This window comes from Gemmatimonadaceae bacterium, assembly GCA_035606695.1.
Lineage (GTDB): Bacteria > Gemmatimonadota > Gemmatimonadetes > Gemmatimonadales > Gemmatimonadaceae > JAQBQB01.
This window is the reverse complement of sequence record DATNEW010000023.1, coordinates 136,135-157,561: the sequence shown is the minus strand read 5'-3', so window position 1 is coordinate 157,561 and position 21,427 is coordinate 136,135. Positions and strand designations below refer to the sequence as shown.

Here is a 21,427-nt window from a genome sequence, read left to right as displayed (position 1 = left end):
CCATGACGCCGTTCGGACGACCACGACGACGGCCGCCTTGAATCCGAGGCGGCCGTTTGTCTTGCGCGCTCGGTGACGTTCGTGCGCGTCGCGGCGTTTGGCGTCACATGAAGATGACGCTGATCCTTCCGATGTGTGTCGCGGCCGCGCTCGGCGCCGCGCACGCGCAAGCGACCGGTCCGACGTCGCGCTGGAGCGTTGGTGCGTCCGTCGGTGCTCAGAGCGTGCCCGATGCCTTTGGCTCCCGCTGCGGCAAGCCGGCGAGCGACGATTTGGCGCTGAATGCCGGCGGGATGGTGGTCTTCCGTCCGCGCGCCTGGCTCAATCTCGAGGCAAGCACGCGGTACACGAACGTGCCGCAACTGTTCGGCTGCGACTTGGTCATTCCCGCGCCGATCCCACTCGGCAACGGCGTCTTCGAGGCACGGTCCGGTCCCGATTACGATCGCGACGTGCCGGAAGACCAATTCGTCGATTCGAGGCTGCGCGTTGGCGTCGCCACGCCCCCGAGTTGGAGCAGCGAATTCGTGCGACTCATGCTCGGCGGCGGTGTGATCTGGGGCAAGCAGAGCGTTCCAGTGGGCTCGATCGCGGCGGCATTCGGAACGCGCGGCGAGCGTCACCGCTTCTACGTCGAGCTCGAGGAGTCCGCGTCACGCGTGCGCGCGCTGGAAACGATCAATCGTTTTCGCCAGGATTCGACGGGCGAAACACCCATCAGCTCGACGCACGTCTATTCGATCGCGCACCCGCACTGGACCGAATTCCGCTTCGTCTTCGAGCAGACGATTCGTTGAACGTTATGACGCGGACGTATTGCGCGCCAACCGCAGCTCCAGGTGCCGCTTGACGTCCGGCCACTCGCTTTTGAGAATGCTGAACATCACCGAGTCTCGCACCGTGCCGTCGCGCCGCGCTTGATGATGGCGCAGGACGCCGTCCATCTTCGCGCCAAGTCCCGCGATCGCGCGTTGTGAACGGAAATTGAAATTGTCGGTGCGAAGCCCCACCATCGCGCAGCCGAGCGTATCGAAGGCGTGCGCGAGCAGGAGCAGCTTGCAGGTCGTGTTCACGCGGCTGCGCTGCCAGCGTTGCGCGTACCATGTCCAGCCGATTTCGACGCGATCGACCGGCTTCACGATATCGTGATACCGCGTCGTGCCGATGATCTCGTTGGTCGTCAGCTCGCGAACGGCCCACGGCAGCATGTGGCCGGCCTCGAGTCCGTCGAGCGCCGTCGCGATGTACGCGTCGCACTCGTCGGGGCGCGGCACCGAGGTATACCACAATTCCCACAACTTGCCGTCGGAGGCCGCGACGCCAAGCGCGGATGCGTGCGCCGGCGTCAACGGCTCGAGACGAATTCCGCGACCCTCGAGAACGACCGGTGCGGGATCGATCATCGCCCTCGGGGCATCACGACCCGCGGCGTCCCGACTTCGACGACGTCGAGTGCGGCTTCGGCTGCGGCGTGCGCGCCGGCTTCGCCGACTGCTGTGCGTTGCGCTCCGGCGTGACGCCGCGCGGCGTCTGCGGAGCCTTTGGTTTCTTCGAGAAGTCGGGAATCTGACGTTCGCCTTTGTGCTTCATGGCTCCTCCAATGAGACACCAACATGTCGCGCTCGCAGCCGTTTGCGCAAACCGGCGCGGCTAGCCGCCGTGCTTGAAGTACTGGACGGCGCGCTCGTGCTTCTCCGCCGCCGCGCGCGTCTTGAATGTACCGAGGTTGCGGCGTTTGCCCGTCTTCGGGTTCTTCTTGCGCGAATACAGGCGATACTGTCCGTCCTTGAGCTTTCGGATCATCGCTCCTCCCGCGTGTGTTCGTACACCTGATGCTCGAAGCCGTCGAACTGCGTATGTTCGCACGCCGCGCGCCACTCTCTGTCGCGTTCCTCGCCGAGCCAGAGGCCATGCCGGTCATGCGCCCGCGGCAAGTCTCGCCGAGAGGACGTCGACTGCGCGGACGATCGCGGCCATGTCGTCGTCGCTCACTCCGCCGAGCAGTCGCTCCATCGCGGCGAGTCGTCTCCGGCGCGCTGCGTCGAGAATGCGCCGGCCTTTCGGTGTGGCGCTCAGGCGGATGGACCGCCGATCGTTGCTGTCAGTCTCGCGACGCACGACTCCGGCGGCCTCGAGCGCGTGCACCAGCCGCGTCATGGTGGGCGTCGTGACATGCTCGGCGTCGGCGAGCTCGGTGAGACTGAGCGGGCCGGCGAAGACGACGACCGAGAGCGCCGAGAGGCGAGGACCGGTCAGGCCGCTCTCGTCGTCTCCCGCGCGCACGGCGCGCAACAGGTGGATGGCGAGCGAGTGCAGCCGGTCGGCGGTGGCGACGCGGTCGAACGGGGCGTGGGGCATGGCGGGATCATTGGTTAGCACCGCTAACTATATCGCCAGGATCCGCCTCGCGTCACTCCTGGTCCGATCTTGTCGCACTGCCTCGTTTGGCTCCGCGCCAAACCCTACTCCATCACCGCGTGCGCGCCCGCCGCGCCTTTCGTCTGCCGCACCAACGCCAGCAACGGTATCAAAAGCAGAATGAGCCCCGCCGCGAGCACATAGATTCGCGAATACGCAATCACGCTCGCCTGCCCGAACAGCTGTCGATCGAGTAGCGTCAGCGCCTGACGCCGCGCCGTCCAGTAGTCGGCGCCGCGCGCCATCATGCCGCGCGTCATCATGTCCAACCGCGCGACACTCGCTGGATCCGCCGACGACACATGCTCGCCCACCAGCGCGCGGAATTGAACCGTGTACCGCGACACCAGCGTCGCGATTCCCGCAATCCCGAACGATCCACCGAGCTGCCGGAAGAAATTGTATAAGCCCGTACCCTGCGGCAGCTCGATCACCGACAACTCGGCCAGCGTGATCGTGGTGAGCGGAACAAACATCAACCCGAGCCCGACGCCGCGGAAAATGAGCGGCCAGAAGAAATCGCTCGCGCCGCTCTCGCCTGTCACGAGCGACAACTGCCACGCCGCCAGCGCGAAGATGAGCGCCCCGGCGGTGATGAGTAATCTTGGATCGATCTTGTTGACCAGCTTTCCGACTACCGCCATCGAGATCGCGGTCGCAAGCGCGCCCGGCAACAGCACGATACCGGTCTGCTGCGCGGTCATACGCAAATTGTTCTGCAGGAACACGGGCAGCGTGAACGCCATCGCGTAGAGTCCAACGCCCATCACGACGCCGAGCACGGTCCCGACCCACATCTGTCGATGTCGCATGATGCGGAAGTCGATCGCCGGATGATCGGTCGTCAACTCTCGCCAGAGAAGCGCCGCGCCGCCGACGCAGCCGAGCACCGTCAATGACAGGATAACGCGCGAGTCGAACCAGTCCTCGCGCTGCCCGTGCTCCAGCACGAATTGCAGCGAGCCGACGCTCACGATCAACAGCGCGATACCCAGGTAGTCGATCGTGTGCGGCTTCCGCTGATGCAGCGGATCGTGCACGTACGCCGCGATCATCACCGCCGCCACGATGCCGACGGGAATGTTGATGTAGAAGATCCACGGCCAACCGTAATTGTCCGTGAGGTAGCCGCCGAGCGTGGGGCCGATCGTCGGGCCCACCATGACGCCGAGTCCGAACAGCGCCATCGCGGTGCCCGCTTCCTCCGGCGGAAACGCCTCGAACAGCACGGCCTGCGACACCGTCATCAACGCGCCGCCGCCAATGCCCTGCACGATGCGCCAGAAAATCAGCTCGCCGAGCGAGTGCGACGCGCCGCAGAGAAAGCTCGCGATCGTGAACGTCACGATCGAGCCGACGAAGTACCGCTTGCGTCCGAACAGGTCGCCGAGAAATCCGGTGAGCGGAATGACGATGACGCTCGCCAGGATGTAGCCTGTCGACACCCAGGCGATCTCGTCGAGGTTCGCGCCCAGGTTGCCCATCATGTCGGGCAGCGCGACGTTGACGATCGAGCTGTCGATGACCTGCATCAACGCGGCGAGCACGACGGCGACCGCGATGAGATAGCGATGTTCCTCGCCGCGGCGCGACATGGCGCCGGCGCCGATCTCGTGCGAGAGCTGCTCCTCTTCGTCGTCGCGTGCTACGGTTGCGCTCAATCGTCCGCCGCGTCGGGTGAAGGCGATCCGTGCGGCGCGTGCCCGGCGTGCGCCTCGCCGGCGTGGGTCACGCGACTGAACTTGCCGAGCAGCCACTCGCGCCACTCATCGAGAATCTCGTAGACGGTCGGAATCACGACGAGCGTCAACATCGTCGACGCGATCACGCCGCCGATCACCGCGCGGCCGAGTGGGGCCCGGAAGTCCGCGCCTTCGCCGTAGCCGATCGCGACGGGAATCATGCCGGCGATGAGCGCGAGCGTCGTCATCATGATCGGCCGCAGGCGCGTGCGCCCCGCTTCGATCAATGCTTCACGCCGTGGCACGCCGCGGCCTTCGTGCGCCCATTTCGCGAAGTCGATGAGCAAAATGGCATTCTTCGCGACGATGCCCATGAGCATCATCACGCCGATCAGGCTCATGATGTTCAGCGTATCGCGCGTGACGAGCAGCGCCGCGACGACGCCGATCAGCGAGAGCGGCAGTGAGACGAGAATCGCCAGCGGATCGAGGAATGAGCCGAATTGGATGACGAGGATCAAATACATCAGCATCGCGGCGACGCCCAACGCCAGCACCATCGCCGTGAAGACCTGGTTCTGATTCTCGACCTGTCCGCCGGCGGTGATGTGATACCCCGGCGGCAACTGCACCTTGTTCACACGGCGCATCACGTCCTGATTGACATTGCCCACCGATGCGCCGATGACGTTCGCGCCGATCGTCACCACGCGCTGGCGCTGATAGTGATCGATCTGCGCCGGACCCGAGCTCGGCGTAATCGTCGCGACCTGGCTGAGCGGTACGAAGGCCGGCGCGCCGTTCGCCCCGGGGGCGGTGAGTTGGAGCGGCAACGCGGCGAGATCGCTCGCGTTCTCGCGCGCTTCCGGCGTGAGACGCACGTGCACTTCGCGCGTGGTTCCCGTTGGATCGACCCAGTTGCCCGCCGCGACGCCGGCGAATGCGTAGCGCAGCGACACCGCGAGCTGCGACAGACTCACGCCAAGCTGCCCGGCGAGCGGACGATTGACGAGCACCGTGAGCTCAGGCGTTTGTCCGCGCGACGAGAGACCAACGTCGACCGCGCCCGGTGTTGCCCGCACGGAATCCGCGATCGGCTCAGCCAACTGCGACAACATGTTCGCGTCGGGGCCTTGGAGTTGGAGCTGTAGCTGCTTTTGATTGCCGGCGAAGCCGCCTGCCGCGTATGTGTACGCGGTCGCGCCGCCGATCTTCGCGAGCTCCTTGCGAAGCAACTGGCCGAACTCGTCCTGGCTGATGTCACGCTGATGCTTCGGCACGAGGCGCACGTATACCGTCGCTTCGTCGACGGCGCCCGATCCCGTCGCCGAACCCACGGTGCTGTAGACGTACGCCACTTCCTTGTGCGCCCGCGCGGTCCGCGCCGCTTCTTCCGCCTTGAGCGTGGTGTACTCGAGACTCGATCCCGGCGGCGTCTCGATGTTGATGTTGAGCTCACTGTTGTCGGACAGCGGCGCGAAACCAAACCCGCCGAACGAGACCTGCAACGCGACCGCCGCCACGAACGTGATGACGGCCAGGCCGATCATCGCCGCGCGGTGGTCCAGCGCCCACGCGACCAGGCGTTCGTATCGCCCGGCCTGACGGTCGAACCAGCGGTTGAATCGCTCGAGTGCGCGCGCGATGGCATTCCGTCGCTCGTGCGCTTCGATCTGCGGATCGGGCCAGTACGCGGAGAGCATCGGGTCCAGCGAGAACGAGACGAAGAGCGACACGAGCACCGCGGCGGCGATCGTCAGCGCGAACGGCTTGAAGAATTGTCCGGCGATGCCCGGCATGAATCCGACGGGAACGAACACGGCGACGATCGAGAACGTCGTCGCGGTCACCGCGAGTCCGATCTCGTCGGTGCCCTCGTGCGCGGCCCGCATGTGATCGGCGCCCATCTCGACGTGTCGCACGATGTTCTCGCGCACCACGATCGCGTCGTCGATCAGAATGCCGATCGCGAGCGACAGGCCCATCAGCGACATCACGTTGAGCGTGAAGCCGAACAACAGCAGCGGCACGAACGACGTGAGCACCGACACCGGCAGCGCGAGACCGGTAATGACCGTCGAGCGCCACGAGTTGAGGAACAGGAACACGACCAGCACCGTGAGCAGCGCGCCTTCAATGAGCGTTTCCTCAACGTTGCGCACCGAGTTGCGAACGCGGACGCCGGCGTCGCGAATCGTCTCGAGCCGCGTGCCGGCGGGCAGCGTCTTCTGCAGCTCGGCGATGCGCTTGCGGACGCCGTCGCTGACCTCCGTCGTCGCGTACTCGCGCGACTTCACGATGTCGAGGCCGATCGCCGGCGTCCCGTTGAATCGCGCCGCCGACTTCGGCTCGGCCGCGCCCGCGGTGACGTTCGCGACGTCGCCCAGTCGAATGAGCGACTGGCCGCGCTGGGACACGACCATCTGCGCGAAATCTTCCGGACGCTCGAAGCGGCCTTGCAGGCGAATCGATCGCTGCTCGAGCGGGGTGTTGAGATTGCCGACCGGCGCCGCGAGATTCTGCGCCCGCAGCGCATTCACCACCTGATCGATGCCGATGCCCGACGCGGCGAGATCGCTCGGCCGCACGTCGACGCTCAACTGCGCGCTGTCGCCGCCGACGATGTTCACCTGCGCGACGCCGGGAATCGACCGCAGCTCGCCGCCGATCGTCTGATCCGCGAGCTGCGTGAGCTGTGGCGGGCTGAGCACGTTCGACGTCAGCGCGAGCGAGACGATCGGCAGCGTGTTCGGATCGAACTTTTGAATGATCGGTTCGAGAATCTCCGCGGGCAGCTGCGAGCGCACCGCCGAGATGGCGTCGCGAATGTCCTGTGTCGCCTGGTTCGTCTCCTTGGAGAAGACGAACTGCACGATGATCTGCGCGAAGCCGTCCGTCGACGTGGAGTTGACCTTGTCCACGCCGCTGATGCCGGCGATCTGATCCTCGAGCCGCGTGACGACCTCGCGCTCGACGACATCGGGCGCCGCGCCGGGGTACGCGATGCCGATGAAGACGATCGGCTGATCGATGTCGGGAAACTCATCCGTCTCCAGCCGGCTCAGCGCCGAGAGGCCGAAGACGACGATCGCGATCATGGTCACCACCGTGATGATGGGCCGTTTGATCGCAAAGTCGGAGATGAACATTTATCGAAGTGAGAGCGGGGCCAGTGGTGTCACGCGAAAGATAGTTTGGCCCCTGAAAGCATCGACGGCCGAGGCCGGTGGCCGCCGTCAAGGTCCAGTTCAGGTACGCGGCCGTACCGCGTTGATAAGAATCTCTCACATTCGAATAATCACCGCAGCGTACTCTAGCTTTCTTCGGGTTTCGGGTGAGATTCTGCATGGGCGCCGCAGCCGCGCCCTCTCCCTCCTCCCCGCCGCACTGATGGTGACTGACGTCGAGTCGGTAGTCAACGATTGTACGTCGTCCGTTGTCGAGCTCACGACTCCTGCCGGCACCCGGATGTTCGAGTTCCTTTCGGCAGAAGAGCGCGGTGCAGTTCTGCATCCGTTCGTGCGTGCGCTCGCGCTCGATGCATGCGCCTCGTCGTCGCAGCGCGCACGCGATGTCGTGGAACGCGCGGCTGCACTCGCCGATGCCGCGCGCCGCGCGGGCGTGGACGTCACGGATCTGCTGGGCCGCGTCGCGCGTCTCGTCTTCATTACCGAGCGCCGACTGGGCGAGCTGCGGCCCGAGTTCCGTCAGGATCGCGCGTGGCGCGCGCACTGGCACATGCTCGATGAGATGAGCACGCGCGCGTGCATCTACGCGTTCTCACGCGAAGCGTTCAGCAGCGACGGTGCGTGGAACAAGGCGCTCGACACGATCGCGAGCAATCCGGCGGGCGCAGCAAACGCCGTGCGCCGCACCGCGCAAGCGATGGACTCGGGCGTCGCCGCCGTCATCGGGACCGACGTGTCGGGAACGATCCTCTATTGGAACGCCCAGGCGGCCGAGCTCTATGGCTGGGATTCGACGGAAGTGCTGGGCCACAACATCATGCACGTGACGCCGACGTCGCAGAGCATGGCGGACGCCGAGGACATCATGCGCCAGCTGGCGGCGGGCGAGGTGTGGTCGGGAACGATTCTGCTGCGTGATCGGCGCGGGGCGGCGATGCAGGTGAATGTCACGGATACGCCGGTGTTGTTTAATGGAGTGATCGTCGGGATAGTGGGGGTGAGTGGGCGTATGGGCGTGTAGGCGTATGGGCGTCGAGGCGTCGGGGCGTCGGGGCGTCGAGGCGTCGAGGCGGAACAACGAAGGGCGACGGATCTCTCCGTCGCCCTTCGCTTTTGCGCCATTCGGGTCCTGCGCCGTTCGGGCTTTGCGCTGTTCGGGCTTTGCGCTGTTCGGGCTTTGCGCTGTTCGGGTTCTGCGCCTTTTGTGTAGTTCCGCCCATACGCCCATACGCCCATACGCCCCGACGCCCCGACGCCCCGACGCCTAGAACGTCGTCGTCACCGCCTGCTGCCCCTTATACGTCCCGTACTTCTCGAACCACCCGCGCACATAGAGTTGCGTCCGCAAAAAGTTCGACGGCGTACTGCTCGTGCCGTGATACTCGTTGTTCATGCGAATCATCGCCGTCGGCACGCCGCGCATCTTGAGCGCGCGATAGAACTCCTCGATCTGCGGAATCGGCGTGCGCAGATCGAGCACGCCCGTCATCAGCAGCGTCGGCGTCTTCACATGCCCGACGTACATGATCGGTGAGCGCCTGAGATACTCGCTCGGATCCTCCCAGAACGGCTTTTCAAAGTTTCCATACCAACCCGCGCCGTCCGTCTCGCCCACGAAGCTGATCCAGTCGATCACCGGACAGAGCGCCGCGGCCGCCGCGAAGCGATCGGTGTGCCCCACCGTCCACGACGTCAGCACGCCGCCGCCCGAGCACCCGTACACGAACATGTTCTTCGTGTCGATGTAGCCGCGCCCGACGACCGTATCCACACCGGCCATCAGGTCGTCGAAATCCTTGCCCGGATACGCGTTCTTGATCTCGTTCGTGAACTTCTCGCCGTAGCCCGTCGACCCGCGCGGGTTCGTGTAGAGCACGATGTAGCCGTTCGCCGCGTGATCCTGGCGCGGGAAGCTGAAGCCGACGTTGTACATCGACTGCGGACCGCCGTGAATGTCGAGAATCAGCGGATACTTCTTGCTCGGATCGAATCCGGCCGGTTTCACGACCCAGCCCTGGATCTTGAGCCCGTCCTTCGACGTGTACCAGATCTCTTCGGTCTGCGCGAGCTCCTTGCCGGCGAGCACGTCGTCATTCACCGCGGTGAGCTGATTGAACGTCGACGTCGATCCGGTCTTCGGCACCGTGAACGTCACGACGTCGTTCGGCTTGACCGGCGTCGTGCGCACGCCGACGGCGAGGCCGCTCCTCGCGATGCCGGCGACGGTGAGCACCTGCTTGCCCGTCGTCACGGGATGGAACTGCCCCGCCGGCGACGCGAAATACAAGTTCTTTGAACCTTCGCTCTCGACGTTGAAGTACACGCCGCTGTTGTCGGGGGCCCAGATCACGCCCGAGATCGGACGGTCGAGGGTGCCCGACACGAGATGCAGATTCGACCCATCAGCATTCATGAAATACAATTTGCTCTCGGCCCACGCGGAATGGTCGCCCGAGTCGGCCGAGATGAACGCGATCGTGCGGCCGTCGGGCGAATAGAGCGGTTGCCCGCTCGTGCCGTTGCGGTGCGTGAGCTGCTTCACCTCGTTCGTCTCGACGTTCGTGGCGTAGATGTTCGACTTGCGATACGCCATCTCCGCGTTCGGCTCGCGCAGGCTCGAGTACGCGATCCACTTGCCGTCCGCCGAATAGGCGGGTGCGCTGTAGTTCCAGTCGCCGGTCGTGATCTGCCGCGCCGTGCCGCCGTCGGACGGAATCACGAAGATGTGGCGGTAGTAGTCGTCGGTGTAGCCGACGCGATCCGAGCGGTAGTTGAGCCGCGTGACGATTTTCGGCGGCTCGATCCACTTCGCGCCCTTCGGCGCCTGCGGCATGTTGATGCGCATGAAGTTGTCGCGCACCGGCACGTTCATGTTGAACGCGATCGACTTCCCGTCGGGCGACCACTCGAGCGCCGTCGGCGCTTCGGTGAGATGCGAGATCTGCGTCGCCGCGCCTTCGCCGTCCATCCAGCGCACGAAGATCTGCGAGCCGGTCGGCTCCCCCTTCCCGATGTAGGCGATACGCTTGCCGTCGGGCGACCACTGCGCGTCGGAGCCTTGCACGAGCGCGCGCTGATGCGTGCCGTCGGCGTTCATCAACCACACCGACGATTCCCACCGGTCGTTCATCTTGTCCACCCATCGGCGCGTAAAGAGAATCTGCGCGCCGTCGGGCGAGAGCTGCGGCGTTTGAACGTCTTCCCAGTCGAGATACTGCTCGAGCTGGAGTCGGTTGGAGGGGCGTGCTTGCTGCGGCTGCTGTTGCTGCTGTTGCTGCTGTTGTTGCGCGATCAACGGAGCCGTGGCGACAAACGCGCCGAGCGCCGCGACGGCGATACGGGTGCGATACATGTGTGCCTCGTGTGCGGGGAGCACTCTGATTCTGGTGTCCGGAAGGGAGGTGGGGAAGGGCTCTGCGCTGACTCGGACGGGACGCCGTTTGGGGCTGGCGCCGTTCGGGTTGGCGCCGTTCGGGTTGGCGCCGTTCGGGTTGGCGCCGTTCGGGCCGGCGCCGTTGCGGCCGGCGCTCTTTAGCTGCCTCTCCACACGTTAAATGTCGATTACGATCCGTCCCGAAAGCTTCGCCGCCCACGTTCCACGACACATGATTCACCCGTCATTCCGAGCGCAGCGAGGAATCTGATGTCCCGGTCGACCGCCTTCATGGCCGCGACACTGCTAGCCCTGCCGAGCGCCGTTTCCGCTCAGCAACACGGCATCGTGCGCGACGCCGGCACCAACGCGCCGCTCCCCGGCGTCGTCGTCACCGCCGTCGACTCGGCAGGCAGCCAATCCACGCGCGCCATCGCCAACGCCGAGGGCCAGTTTACCATCGCCCTGCCGCCCCACGCTGCGCGGCTGCATCTCATTCGCATCGGCTTCCGCCCTCGCGACGTCGATCTCCCCGCGCGGCGTGATTCCGTGCTTCAGCTCGTCATGGAGCGCATCCCGCCGCTGCTCGAGGCCATGAAGGTGTCGGGCAAGGAACTGTGTCCCGGGTCGTCGGAACGAGGCGCGGCGTTCGCGCTCTGGGACCAGGCACGCGCCGGTCTCCTCGCCGCTGTCGTCGCACGCGAAGTGAATCCCGCCACGGCGACCACGCTCGTCTACGACCGGCAGATGTCGCCGAGCGACGAGTTGATTCGCCAGCAGCACACGCGCACCAACTACGGCACGACGACGCGGCCGTTCATCGCGGCCGCGACGCCTTCATACTTTGCGAAAGTCGGCTACATGTCCGATGGCGGTGACGGCGGGCGTATCTTCAACGCCCCCGATGCCGACGTGCTGCTCGATCCATCGTTCGGCGCCACGCACTGCTTCCACCTGCAACGCGCCGACGCCGCGCATGCCGGCCAGATCGGTCTGGCGTTCGTGCCGGCCCCCGGCCGCGACAACCTCGTCGACGTCGCGGGCGTGATCTGGATCGATCAGACCACACCGCAGCTCAGGTCATTCGACTTCTCATATACGTCGCTCGAACCGCCGGCGATGAAAATGAAGGCCGGCGGACGGCTCGAGTTTCAAACCATGCCGAACGGCGTGTCGTTCATTCAGCGCTGGGTGCTCCGGCTGCCCGTGCTCGCCTTGGCGCCAAGGAACGGCGACTCCTACCGGCCGAATCAAACGGGTCCGGTCCGCCGTCAGGATCGCGACGACCTCGGGCTCAACGCCATCGCTGAAGCAGGCGGCGAAGTGCTCGACGCGAGATGGGGCGACGGCCAGTCATGGCACCTGCCGCGGACCGCGCTCGTCGGCGACGTCGTGCAGCGGAAATCGTCCGAGCCCGTGCGTCACGCGATCGTCACGCTCGCCGGCACCACGGACAGCGTCCCCACCGATTCGCTCGGGCATTTCGAATTCACCGTGGTGCCCGGCAAGTACACGGTGATCGTCGCGGACACGTTGCTGCGCGAGTTCGTCGCCGAGCGCGTCGAGCGCCGCGTCGTGACCGCGCAGCGCGATCGCGAGACTCCGGTGCGTATCGAAGTCGATCGTGTGGCCAACGCTGTCGCCGACGTCTGCCACGGCCAGGAGATGCGCGACAAGACGTCGATCATCATCGGGCACGCCGTCGCCGCGTCCGGTGACATGCCCGAGGGCGCGCACGTGAAGGCCGACTGGCAGGCGGAGTATCTCATCGCCAACGGCGCGCCGCTGCAAGTCAACGTTCGCACGTCCGACTCACAGCTCGACGATCATTCGCGTTTCGTGATTTGCGGCGTCGTGCGCGAGCGGCCGATTCATCTCCGCCTGGTGCTCGCCGAGGGAAATAGCGTCGTAGCCGATACCTCGGTCAGGGTGTACAGCGAACAGTTGACGTATCCCGTCGTCTGGCGCCTTCCCGCCGGGATCACCGCACACGGCGGCGTCCTCGCCGGCTCGGTCATCGGGCCGGACGCGCGGCCGCTCGCGAACGTCGAAGTCGGCATTCCGCAGCTGCATCGTCTGAGCACCACCGATTCGGCGGGACAGTTTCAGCTCGCCGCCATTCGTCCGGGCGCGTACGCGCTGCAGGTGCGGCGCATCGGCTACGAGCCGGTGAACGATTCGATCACCATCGTGGCCGGCGCGCGCGCGAATCGTGTCTTCGCCCTGAAGAAAGTCGCGAAGGCGCTCGATACCGTTCACACGATCGCGGGCAGCACGAAATACATCTCCGGCAACCTGCGCGCGTTCCAGGAGCGCGCGGAGAAGGGCATCGGCCGCTTCGTCGTCGATTCCACGCTGCGCAAGAACGAGAATCAGCCGCTGTCGGACGTGTTACGCGCGTTGGTCCCCGGGCTTCGCATTCAGCAGCGCGGTGCCGAGTCGATCGTGATGTCGTCGCGCGACCAGCGGGGCGGGAAGTACGCGCTGCTCGGAGCGGGCGCCGGCGCGCGTTGCTTCGCCTCGATCTATCTCGACGGCATTCTGGTCTACGACCAGGCCGCCGTGGACGACCGCGTGCCGCCGCCGAACATCAACGACTACACGGTGCGGGACATCACCGGCATCGAGTATTACGCGGGTCCGGCCTCCGTGCCCTCGCAGTTCAAGGCGAGCGAATGTGGCACGCTCCTGCTGTGGACGCGGGAGAAGTAGCACGGTATTCTCCGGCGAGCGTTCTTGGGCTCTGATCGCCCCCACCTCTCGCGGAGTGACGATGCGCCTGCGCCCGTTCCTGTGTCTCCCGTGCTTGGCCGCCGTCGCATGCGCGTCAGGCAACAGCCCCGGCGCCGCGGTTCCCGCCGGCGCGCCCGATCCGATGCGCATCGGCAACGTCGGTATCGCCACCGATCAACGCCTGCAGATCACGACGACCAACGGCGAGAACATGGTCGCGCTGCAACACCCCGTCGCCGACGTCTGGCGCGTGCTGCGCAGCGCGTACGACTCCCTCGGCATCACGGTCGGGTCGGTCGATCCAACAATGCACGTAATCGGCACCAACGGCTTCCTGCGCGTGCGCCGGCACCTGGGCAATAGCGACGTGCCCTTGAGCAAATACATCGATTGTGGGAGCACCCAGGGCCCGCCGAGCGCGGATACCTACGAGCTGGAGATGCAGGTCCGCACCGAGGTGCGGCCGGTGACGGGCGACGCGAGTCGCTCGAATCTCGTCACGCTCGTCCAGGCGCAGGGGCGGCCGATCGGGATGTCGGCGGATTATGCGGTGTGTCCGTCGAAAGGCGTGATCGAGCAGCGGCTGGCGGAGATCGTGGACAAGCAGTTGCGCTGAGTCGAACGGAGACAAAGCGAAACACGCGACAAGAAAAACACAGCGGGGCGGCGCACATGCGCCGCCCCGCTTTCGCTCGTACGAGATCGAGGTCGCCGAATCAGAACCCGCTATTCGGATTCTTGTCGACGATGTACACGATTCCCGCCGTCGTAAAGCTCGTCGCCTTGCTGCCCGCGACCGACTTGGGCATCAGGAACGCCGTGATCACGCTGCCCGGCTGCGCGATACCACCCACCGCCGTCAGATCGTTCGGCTGATCCGCTGCCAGACCGGCCGGCATCGCTGCCTCGACCAGCGCCGGGACCGTCTTGGTGCCCGCGTTGACCGCGCGCAGGAACATCGCCGACGCCGTCGACGTCGGCACATACTTCGACGCACTCAAGCTGCCGAGACCCGCGACCAGCGCCGACGACGGCAGCGCCGTGCTGCCACCAGCGCTCGACGTGTAGACGTCCACGGTGCCCACGCCGGCGTTCACGACGCGCACCTCGACGCCGTTGCCGGGATCCGCGAAATCATCCGTCAGGATGAACAGCTTGCCCTGGCCCGCGCGCATGTTGCCCGCGACCATGATCGTGTAGTGTGTGTTCGCCACGAAATTGAACGTCGTGTCGAACAACACCTTCGAGACGATCTCCGGCGTATTCAGCGTCGGATCGGCCGCGTTGCCGCTCTGGAACACGCGGAGGTGCCGGCTGCCCGCGCCCGTCTCCGAGTAGCCAGAGCCTGGGAACGTGCCGCGGAAGTTCATCGCGAACGTCACCGGCGAATTCTCGATGACGTCCACGAACCGGAAGTCCATGCCGCCCGAGTCGGGCACCGCATGCACGTACCGCGTGAACGCGATCGGCGGTTTGGGGGCGATGATGGGGCTGGTGTCGTACTTGCACCCCGCCGCGAACACGGCGAGCGGCGCAAGCGAGAGCAACGTTTTCAAGGTCTTCATCTGCATCTGCAGGATTCCTCCGAAATCATTCAGTGAATCGCGTAATGAATCGCGTCGAGCTTACGGGTGAAAAACGGGAACGCGGAGCGAGGCCGGCGTAACGCCAGTGCCGGGATCCGGATCGGGATAGCCACCGAAGTGACCGATGAAATGCGCCCCGAGCGCGATGACTGCCACGCCCGCGACCGCCGATCCGACGAGCAGCGCGGTTCGTGAAGCAGAGAACTCGCGCTGCTTGACCGTGCCGATGTACGACCGGTCCAGGCGAACCATCTCGCCGCTCCACATCGCCGATGCACCGTTGAGCTGCGACACGCGATAGACGTTGACGACGTATTCGTTCGAGCTCGACTGCACCAACCGGCCCTGCACCGCGGCAAGCCCGGAGCCGAACCGCTCTCCAAGCCCGACACGGCCCACGTCGCTGATGTCCAACTCCACCAGCTCGCCGGCAGGGACAGCGCCGCTGTCAGGCGGCGTGTACACGTAGCACGCTTCGGCCGTCGGCAAGAGCGCCGCCGCCACCATCAGAGCACGACCGAAGCGGGTGCGTGACTGCATCATCTTCATCAGAAGCCGTAGGTACCCTTGGTGGCGCTGCTCGGCAGCCCACCACCCAGACTGTAGAAGCGCGACTGACGTGCCTGCATCTCTTGATACGGCACCGGATATTCGTACGCGGTGTTGGTGATCAAGTCGCCCCAGCCGCGGCTGTCCTGCCACCAGCGGCCAAAGCTGGAGAAGGCGGTCTCGATGCGCTTCTCGTACTTCATCGCTTCCATGATGTTGCCGCACGACACCGTCCCATCCGGCGACGGAACTTCCGGCACGCAGTGCGATCCGCCCGGCACCGCCTGCGTGGCCGACGTCACCACGCCGCTCAGCTTCTCGAGCCCGTTCGGTACGCGCGTCAAATCGATCTTCGCCGCCGCCGAGGCAATGTCACCCTTGCGGATGTAGCCTTCCGCCGCGAGGAGATCGATCTCCGCCTTCATCAACTCGGGATAGAGACCGGTCTGGCTGTTGTTGCGAATGTACTTGTAGCGATAGTAGTCGTAATTCGAGATGCCCCAGCCGGCGCCCGACGGATCGGCGAGCGTGCGATTGCCGATGTACGGCTTGGTGCTCGCGTTCGCGGGCGACGCCGACGAATTCCCTTGCTGCGTCTTTCGGTCCGCACCCGCAGGCCACCGCTTGTCCGGCGTCTGCACGATCAGCTTGCTGCCGTCGCGCGTCGTGATCGGCGTCGCAATGAAGCTCGCGTACGCGCCCGACGTGTCGGCCATGCCGAGATACATCATCGACAGCTCGCTCCACGTCGCGTCCTGGTACATCGTGCTGATGTAGCCGAGCGACCAACCGCTCGTCGAGCCGACCGTGACCATCAGATCCGACTGAATGCCGTTCTCGGCGTCGGCGATGACCTGCGACCAGTCGACCGCATTCCGCTCCGCCGGCGTGCGGGCCACGCCCGCGCGGAACACCGCCTTGTACGAGCGCGTGAGCCGCTTGAACTGATCGGCGCTCAACCCGACGTTGCCGAACCAGCTCGTGCCGGTTGGCGTCGGGAAACCGCCCGTGGCGCTGGCGGTCGCATTGTTGGCGTACGCATAGGCGCTGTCGAGGTACGCCAGCGCCGCGGCGGCGACTTCCTTCGCGCCGCTGAGCGGCGGGATCGAATCGGATGGCATCCGGGGTCCCACGATGCCCGCCGAGTCGTAAATGATGGAGAGCCAACCGGTCGCCACACCCATCCCGAAGAAGCCCATCGCCCGCGCGCGCAGGTTCTGCGCGTCCGAGCCCAGGGTGCTCTTTTGATCTTCGATCAAGCGCGCCAGCGCGTCGAGCGCATTCGCGTCGAGACGCGCCGCACGCTCGAGCGAGCTGAATTCCGAAAAGATCGTCGACGACCCGTTCTGGTTCGCGATCGGCGAGCGCGGAATGTCCACGCGCGGGCCGTTGAGAAAATTGTTAAGAGAGGAATAGCTCTCCAACCCCAGCGACAGCGCTTGCTGGTACAGCGCCGGATCGTTGGTGTGGTGGATGGCGTTGTGAACGGACTGGAACGAGCTGGCGATCGTGCCCTCGATTCCCGACGGCAGCGCGAACACGCGCAGCACGTCGGGGTTCGTGGTGTTATCGACCGTCAGATCCTGGTTACAGGCGGACGCTGCGAGTACCAGCAGCGACGCCGATGCAAACGAGGCAAGGCGGTGAATCGACTTCATCTTGTGTCCTCGGAGTCGGGAGACACGCGCGCGGGAAGGAGGGAACCTGAACGATCGTGAAAGCGCCCGCGCGCGTGTTGCTAGTTTGCTGGTGGTTAGAACTTGGAGCCGAGCGTGAACGAGAACGTGCGGCTGGCCGGATAGGCCGACGACTGCGCGGAGAAGATCGCGCCGGAGTTCGTATTGCCACCACCCGCGCCGATGTCCGGATCCCAACCCTGGTACTTGGTCCACGTATACAGGTTGCGCCCGATGATGCTCAAGCTCCAATCACCCGGCAGCTTTCTGAGCACGCCGATGTTGTACGTTACCGACGCTTCGCGAAGCTTGAGGTAGCTCGCATCCTCGAAGCTCACCGAGTTCGGACCAAGGACGCTGTAAAAGCCGCCCACGCCGGCGCCGTTGTCCGGAGCCGTTGCGCGCCAGTAGTAGCCGATCGGCTTCGCCGTCTCGACCGACTGACCGCGCTGGTCTTCGTCCGCCGCCATGAAGTCGCCGAACGACCACTGGCGATCTTCGTTGTATACGTGATTGCCGAACATCTTGTCGAGCAAGAGGTAGCCGTTCACGCGCTTGAAGCTGACGTTGTGCGCCCACGTCACGTGCCACAGCGGCTGGCTGTTGCCCAGGAGGCTCAGCTTGTGGAAGCCCGTCGAGTCACGCACTTCGATCGGCATGCCCCAGTTCATCGTCGGCTGGCCCCACGGCGTGTTGACCGTGCCGCCCGCGGCGAGACAGTTCGCCGAACCCGTGATGGTGTTCGTCGGCACGCCCTTCACCGTGCAGCCGAGCAGCTTGGCCTGCCACAGGTTCTTGGTCACGCCGTCCTGCCACGAATTACCCGCGCCGACCCAGACGATGTAGCCCTTGTCGTTCGCCTGGAAATCCTTGCCGGCGCCGCAGCGACCCTGGAAGTCGGACGGCAGCTGGCCGCAGCTCTTCACGAACTGCCAGCCGTACACGTTGCCGTATCGCTCGCCCACCGCGTAGCGGATGTTCGAGTTCGTGTTCGCGGCGAAGAAGTCAGGAACGTTCATCGCCGTGATGTAGGACCGGGTCTGATCCCAATTCAACCGGCTCGTCCACGCGAGACTGCGGTGGTTGATGAGCGGCACGTTCAGCGAGACTTCCCACGTGCGGCTGTCCATCGTGCCGGCGTTCTGCCACTGCGACGAGAAGCCCGACGACACCGACGGCGGCACCTGCATGATCTGGTCGGTCGTGATGTCGCGCGCGTACGTCAGCTGGAGGCCGTACTTGTGGAAGAACTCCGCGTCGATGCCGTACTCGGTCTCGAGCGCGTGCTCCGGACGCAGATCCTTGTTGCCGAGCGTCGATGCGGTGATCGAACCGCCGGTGCCAAGGTTGTACACCTCGTACTGCTGATCGAACGCGGGACGGCCACCCGCCGTGCCGACCGCCGCGCGGAACTTGAACTGATCGATCTGGCTCGGCAGGAACCACCAGGGCTCTTCGGACGCCAGCCACGCGAGCGAGGCGCGCGAGTAGTCGTGCCAGCGCTGCGCGATACCGAACAGCGAGCTGCCTTCACGGCGGATCGAGCCGTCGAGGATGTAGCGATCCTTGTAATCGAGATTGAGGCCCGACGAGTAGCCGAGCGCCCGCTGCGCGTTGTTGGTGTACAACGGCTGCAGCGACGTCGTCGCGTTGCGCAGCGTCTGCAGGCCGGGAAGGGTGAGCGTGCTGCCCGAACCCGACTCGCTGTGGCTGTTCTGGTCGTCGAAGCTGTAGCGAACGTCCCAGCGCGTCGCCAGATCCTTGCCGAAGTTGTGCGTGGCGGTGCCGTTCACGAGGACGTTGTACGAGAGATCGTAGTTGTCGCTCGTGCTCATGTTGCCGTCGTTCGCCGACGTGGATGCCGCGGTGCGGAAGCCCTTGTCGGTCACGAACGCGCCGCTCGTGCGCCGCTCGTCGATCGCCGTCGTGGCCTCGAACGTCAGCCAACCCGTCGGCGTGTAGTGCGACGTCATCGACCCGAGATAGCGGTTGATGTCCGTCTCGCCGACGTTGCGATAGAGCTGGAAGTAGTTCGGGTTGTCGTTCGAGTCCTGCGACGTCTCCGACGTGATGTCGGGGCGGTAGTACAGACGGCCGAACGCGTCGAACTGATTCAGGTTGGCGCCCGCGTGCGTGCGCGTCACGCCGAACCAGCTGGTCTGATCCGGGAACTGGCGGCCGCGGCTGAACATCATCTGCAGCGACGTCGTGAAGTCCGAGCCGATCTGTTGATCGACGTTGGCGCGGCCCGACTGGCGCTGATAGCCCTGCTGGTATTTCACGGCGCCGTTCTGAATCGTCTGGTTGAAGCTCGAGAAGTAGCTCGTCCCGCCGTTCTTTCCGGTCAGGCTCACCGTCGAATTGATGTACGCGTTCGACGCCTTCACCTGATCGACCGGATTGTAGCGCTTGGGCCATTCATTGATCATGAACAGACCCTTGATCTCGTACTGCGTGCTCGGCGGCGCGGTCGAGAAGCCGTAGTCGCGCACGAGCGCGTAGGGGGTCGCGGTGAACGCCGTCGGCACGTTGTTGATGCGCGCCGCTTCGGTATCCCAATCGACCGTCTGCGCGCAGTTCGGCAGGCCCGACCGATTGATGCAGAAGCGCGTGCCGTCCTCGTTCATCTGCAGCATCTGCGTCGTCGGGAAGTGATACGTGCCCTGGATGTCCGAGAAGCCCGTTTCCTGACGCGCGTCGATGCGCAGCGCACGCGACTCGTTCGTCGCGCGCTTCGTGCGAATCGAGATGATGCCGTTCTCCGCCAGCGATCCGTACATCGATCCGCCGGCGGCCCCCTTCACGATCTCGACCGACTCGATCGATTCCGGATCGATGTCGGTGGAGTTGCCGTTGAGGATGATGCCGTCCACGATGATGAGCGGGCCCTGTCCGCGGTTCGTCGCGTTGATCGAGTGCGCGCCGCGCAGCAGGATCGCCGGCGCGGTGCCGGGACGTCCGTTACCGCCGACGACCGACGCACCCGCCACCTTGCCGGCCAGTCCTTCGAGCGGCGTCACCGAGGCCACCGGCATGTCCTGCTCCGCCGTGAGCGCGGTGATGGCGAACGTCGTCTTGCGCTGCTCCGTCGCGCCGGACATGCCGGTGACGACGACTTCCTCGAGACGATTGATGTCCTTCTTCAGCTCGAAGTCGATGGTTTGGTTGCCGGCGCGCACCGTCACGGGGCGCGACTGGGCAAGGTGCGCGATCGCGCGCACGCGGAGCACCACTGCCTGACCCCGGACACGTTCGGCGGGAATCACGAGCGTGAACCGACCCTGCGCGTTCGTACCCGTGGAGAGATTGAGCTCCTGGATGTACGCGTTGGCGTTTTCGATCGGTTGGCCGGTTTCCGACTTGACGGTGCCGGTGATTGATGCGCTTTGCTGCTGCGCGAGGGCGGTGGAGGCGGGTAGGGCCGCTAGAAGTAGGGCCGCTAGGGGGAGGACGAAACCGCGGGACGAGCACAAGCGCTTCATGTTCACCTCGGAACGGTGGGGTAATCCGTCTGGTGCCATGCTGCAAAGGCCGATTCTGGGGATGAGACGGCCTTGTGGAGCCGCCAGATACTGTAACCCAGCGCAGGCCCCCGCAAGTCACGCCGGCTTTTTCGGGGCCAAACAGGCGTTTTGGGCGTCGGAGTGCCTTCGGCGATCGACCGGCCGCTCGGTCTGGCCTCCTAAACCCCTGTCATCCTGAGGACAGTGAACGACCCCTCGGTTGCCGGGGAGGGCCCCTCAGTCGGGAGGCGGTTCCCTCGACGCTGGCGCGGCGCGCATCCGCCGGGGATGAAGGGGCGGTTCCGGCCAATGAACACACTCATAATAAGAGCACGCTCATTCGAGTCTCGAAATTAATGACCACGGACCATGAACGGCGACGTTCTCGGATCGGCACGGAGAGGGCGTCAACGGCAGTCAACTGCCGTTGTCAGTCAACGCTGTCTCCGTGCCTGTCCGAGAACGTCGCCGTACCCAATTCCGTGCTAATGCCTTTTCCCTCGTCCGCGCCCTCAGGACGACACGCCGCGCGCTCGCATCCGCCGCCTCATCCGTGACGTCGATCCGTGCTTCCGAAACCTTCTACAGCACGCAGCGAACCGAACGGTGTCGCCCCCGCGCATGAGTGCCGAGTTCGTCACGTCTCTCACATCCGCCTCCCTTCGAGAACCAAAAAGGCAAGGCCCGCGCCGCTCGCCGCCGCGAGTCGAGGCCTGGGG

General features: G+C 65.2%; 15 protein-coding genes. 4 read left to right on the top strand and 11 right to left on the bottom strand.

Going from position 1 to position 21,427, the window contains the following annotated elements:
- Window positions 1-107 precede the first annotated feature (107 nt).
- Window positions 108-797 carry a hypothetical protein gene (locus tag VN706_10470; GenBank protein HXT16042.1) on the top strand — a complete coding sequence of 230 codons (690 nt, stop codon included), beginning with the start codon at window positions 108-110 and terminating at the stop codon, window positions 795-797.
- Between the two features lie 3 nt (window positions 798-800).
- Here the strand turns inward: VN706_10470 and VN706_10465 are convergent, their stop codons facing one another.
- From VN706_10465 to VN706_10440, 6 genes are all read right to left on the bottom strand, one after another.
- Window positions 801-1,403, bottom strand: coding sequence for a GNAT family protein (locus VN706_10465; GenBank protein HXT16041.1), 603 nt, complete (start codon window positions 1,401-1,403; stop codon window positions 801-803).
- 13 nt (window positions 1,404-1,416) lie between these two features.
- Entirely contained in the window at window positions 1,417-1,590 is a 174-nt protein-coding gene (locus VN706_10460; protein HXT16040.1) for a hypothetical protein, read from the bottom strand.
- Between the two features lie 60 nt (window positions 1,591-1,650).
- Complete coding sequence (locus tag VN706_10455) at window positions 1,651-1,803, bottom strand: hypothetical protein (protein HXT16039.1); 153 nt, start codon at window positions 1,801-1,803, stop codon at window positions 1,651-1,653.
- A 114-nt stretch (window positions 1,804-1,917) separates the two neighbouring features.
- Window positions 1,918-2,358 (bottom strand): MarR family transcriptional regulator, encoded by a 441-nt coding sequence (locus tag VN706_10450; GenBank protein HXT16038.1) that lies wholly within the window; start codon window positions 2,356-2,358, stop codon window positions 1,918-1,920.
- A gap of 104 nt (window positions 2,359-2,462) precedes the next feature.
- The gene (locus VN706_10445; protein ID HXT16037.1) at window positions 2,463-4,079 is read right to left on the bottom strand and encodes a DHA2 family efflux MFS transporter permease subunit; all 1,617 of its coding nucleotides are present in this window, start codon (window positions 4,077-4,079) and stop codon (window positions 2,463-2,465) included.
- Window positions 4,076-7,249, bottom strand: a complete 3,174-nt coding sequence (locus tag VN706_10440) for an efflux RND transporter permease subunit (protein ID HXT16036.1) — start codon at window positions 7,247-7,249, stop codon at window positions 4,076-4,078. Before VN706_10440 ends, VN706_10445 begins: the two co-directional genes overlap by 4 nt.
- 319 nt (window positions 7,250-7,568) lie before the next feature.
- Here VN706_10440 and VN706_10435 point away from each other — a divergent pair, with 319 nt between their 5' ends.
- Window positions 7,569-8,309 carry a PAS domain S-box protein gene (locus tag VN706_10435; GenBank protein ID HXT16035.1) on the top strand — a complete coding sequence of 247 codons (741 nt, stop codon included), beginning with the start codon at window positions 7,569-7,571 and terminating at the stop codon, window positions 8,307-8,309.
- Window positions 8,310-8,552: 243 nt separating this feature from the next.
- Here the strand turns inward: VN706_10435 and VN706_10430 are convergent, their stop codons facing one another.
- Window positions 8,553-10,640 (bottom strand): S9 family peptidase, encoded by a 2,088-nt coding sequence (locus tag VN706_10430; GenBank protein HXT16034.1) that lies wholly within the window; start codon window positions 10,638-10,640, stop codon window positions 8,553-8,555.
- A 291-nt stretch (window positions 10,641-10,931) separates the two neighbouring features.
- On the opposite strand from VN706_10430, the gene VN706_10425 reads away from it, so the two are divergent.
- Together VN706_10425 and VN706_10420 are read left to right on the top strand one after the other, a co-directional pair.
- Window positions 10,932-13,373: a carboxypeptidase regulatory-like domain-containing protein gene (locus tag VN706_10425; protein ID HXT16033.1), complete on the top strand. Its 2,442-nt coding sequence runs from the start codon at window positions 10,932-10,934 to the stop codon at window positions 13,371-13,373.
- Between the two features lie 61 nt (window positions 13,374-13,434).
- Entirely contained in the window at window positions 13,435-14,010 is a 576-nt protein-coding gene (locus tag VN706_10420; protein HXT16032.1) for a hypothetical protein, read from the top strand.
- Between the two features lie 100 nt (window positions 14,011-14,110).
- Here VN706_10420 and VN706_10415 read toward each other — a convergent pair whose 3' ends face one another.
- From VN706_10415 to VN706_10400, 4 genes are all read right to left on the bottom strand, one after another.
- Window positions 14,111-14,959: a DUF4397 domain-containing protein gene (locus tag VN706_10415; protein ID HXT16031.1), complete on the bottom strand. Its 849-nt coding sequence runs from the start codon at window positions 14,957-14,959 to the stop codon at window positions 14,111-14,113.
- Between the two features lie 60 nt (window positions 14,960-15,019).
- Complete coding sequence (locus VN706_10410) at window positions 15,020-15,529, bottom strand: hypothetical protein (GenBank protein HXT16030.1); 510 nt, start codon at window positions 15,527-15,529, stop codon at window positions 15,020-15,022.
- A complete protein-coding gene (locus VN706_10405) occupies window positions 15,529-17,187 on the bottom strand; it encodes a hypothetical protein (protein HXT16029.1) in 1,659 nt (552 codons plus the stop codon). The genes VN706_10410 and VN706_10405 overlap by 1 nt, the downstream gene beginning before the upstream one ends.
- 95 nt (window positions 17,188-17,282) lie before the next feature.
- Window positions 17,283-20,687, bottom strand: coding sequence for a SusC/RagA family TonB-linked outer membrane protein (locus VN706_10400; GenBank protein ID HXT16028.1), 3,405 nt, complete (start codon window positions 20,685-20,687; stop codon window positions 17,283-17,285).
- Between the last annotated feature and the right edge of the window lie 740 nt (window positions 20,688-21,427).

Coding starts and splice junctions, on each gene's coding strand:
- VN706_10430 (HXT16034.1), bottom strand. CDS start 10,640: ATGTATCGCACCCGTATCGCCGTCGCGGCGCTCGGCGCGTTTGTCGCC.
- VN706_10420 (HXT16032.1), top strand. CDS start 13,435: ATGCGCCTGCGCCCGTTCCTGTGTCTCCCGTGCTTGGCCGCCGTCGCA.
- VN706_10400 (HXT16028.1), bottom strand. CDS start 20,687: ATGAAGCGCTTGTGCTCGTCCCGCGGTTTCGTCCTCCCCCTAGCGGCC.
- VN706_10415 (HXT16031.1), bottom strand. CDS start 14,959: ATGAAGACCTTGAAAACGTTGCTCTCGCTTGCGCCGCTCGCCGTGTTC.
- VN706_10450 (HXT16038.1), bottom strand. CDS start 2,358: ATGCCCCACGCCCCGTTCGACCGCGTCGCCACCGCCGACCGGCTGCAC.
- VN706_10405 (HXT16029.1), bottom strand. CDS start 17,187: ATGAAGTCGATTCACCGCCTTGCCTCGTTTGCATCGGCGTCGCTGCTG.
- VN706_10425 (HXT16033.1), top strand. CDS start 10,932: ATGTCCCGGTCGACCGCCTTCATGGCCGCGACACTGCTAGCCCTGCCG.
- VN706_10455 (HXT16039.1), bottom strand. CDS start 1,803: ATGATCCGAAAGCTCAAGGACGGACAGTATCGCCTGTATTCGCGCAAG.
- VN706_10465 (HXT16041.1), bottom strand. CDS start 1,403: ATGATCGATCCCGCACCGGTCGTTCTCGAGGGTCGCGGAATTCGTCTC.
- VN706_10470 (HXT16042.1), top strand. CDS start 108: ATGAAGATGACGCTGATCCTTCCGATGTGTGTCGCGGCCGCGCTCGGC.
- VN706_10410 (HXT16030.1), bottom strand. CDS start 15,529: ATGAAGATGATGCAGTCACGCACCCGCTTCGGTCGTGCTCTGATGGTG.
- VN706_10440 (HXT16036.1), bottom strand. CDS start 7,249: ATGTTCATCTCCGACTTTGCGATCAAACGGCCCATCATCACGGTGGTG.
- VN706_10435 (HXT16035.1), top strand. CDS start 7,569: ATGTTCGAGTTCCTTTCGGCAGAAGAGCGCGGTGCAGTTCTGCATCCG.
- VN706_10460 (HXT16040.1), bottom strand. CDS start 1,590: ATGAAGCACAAAGGCGAACGTCAGATTCCCGACTTCTCGAAGAAACCA.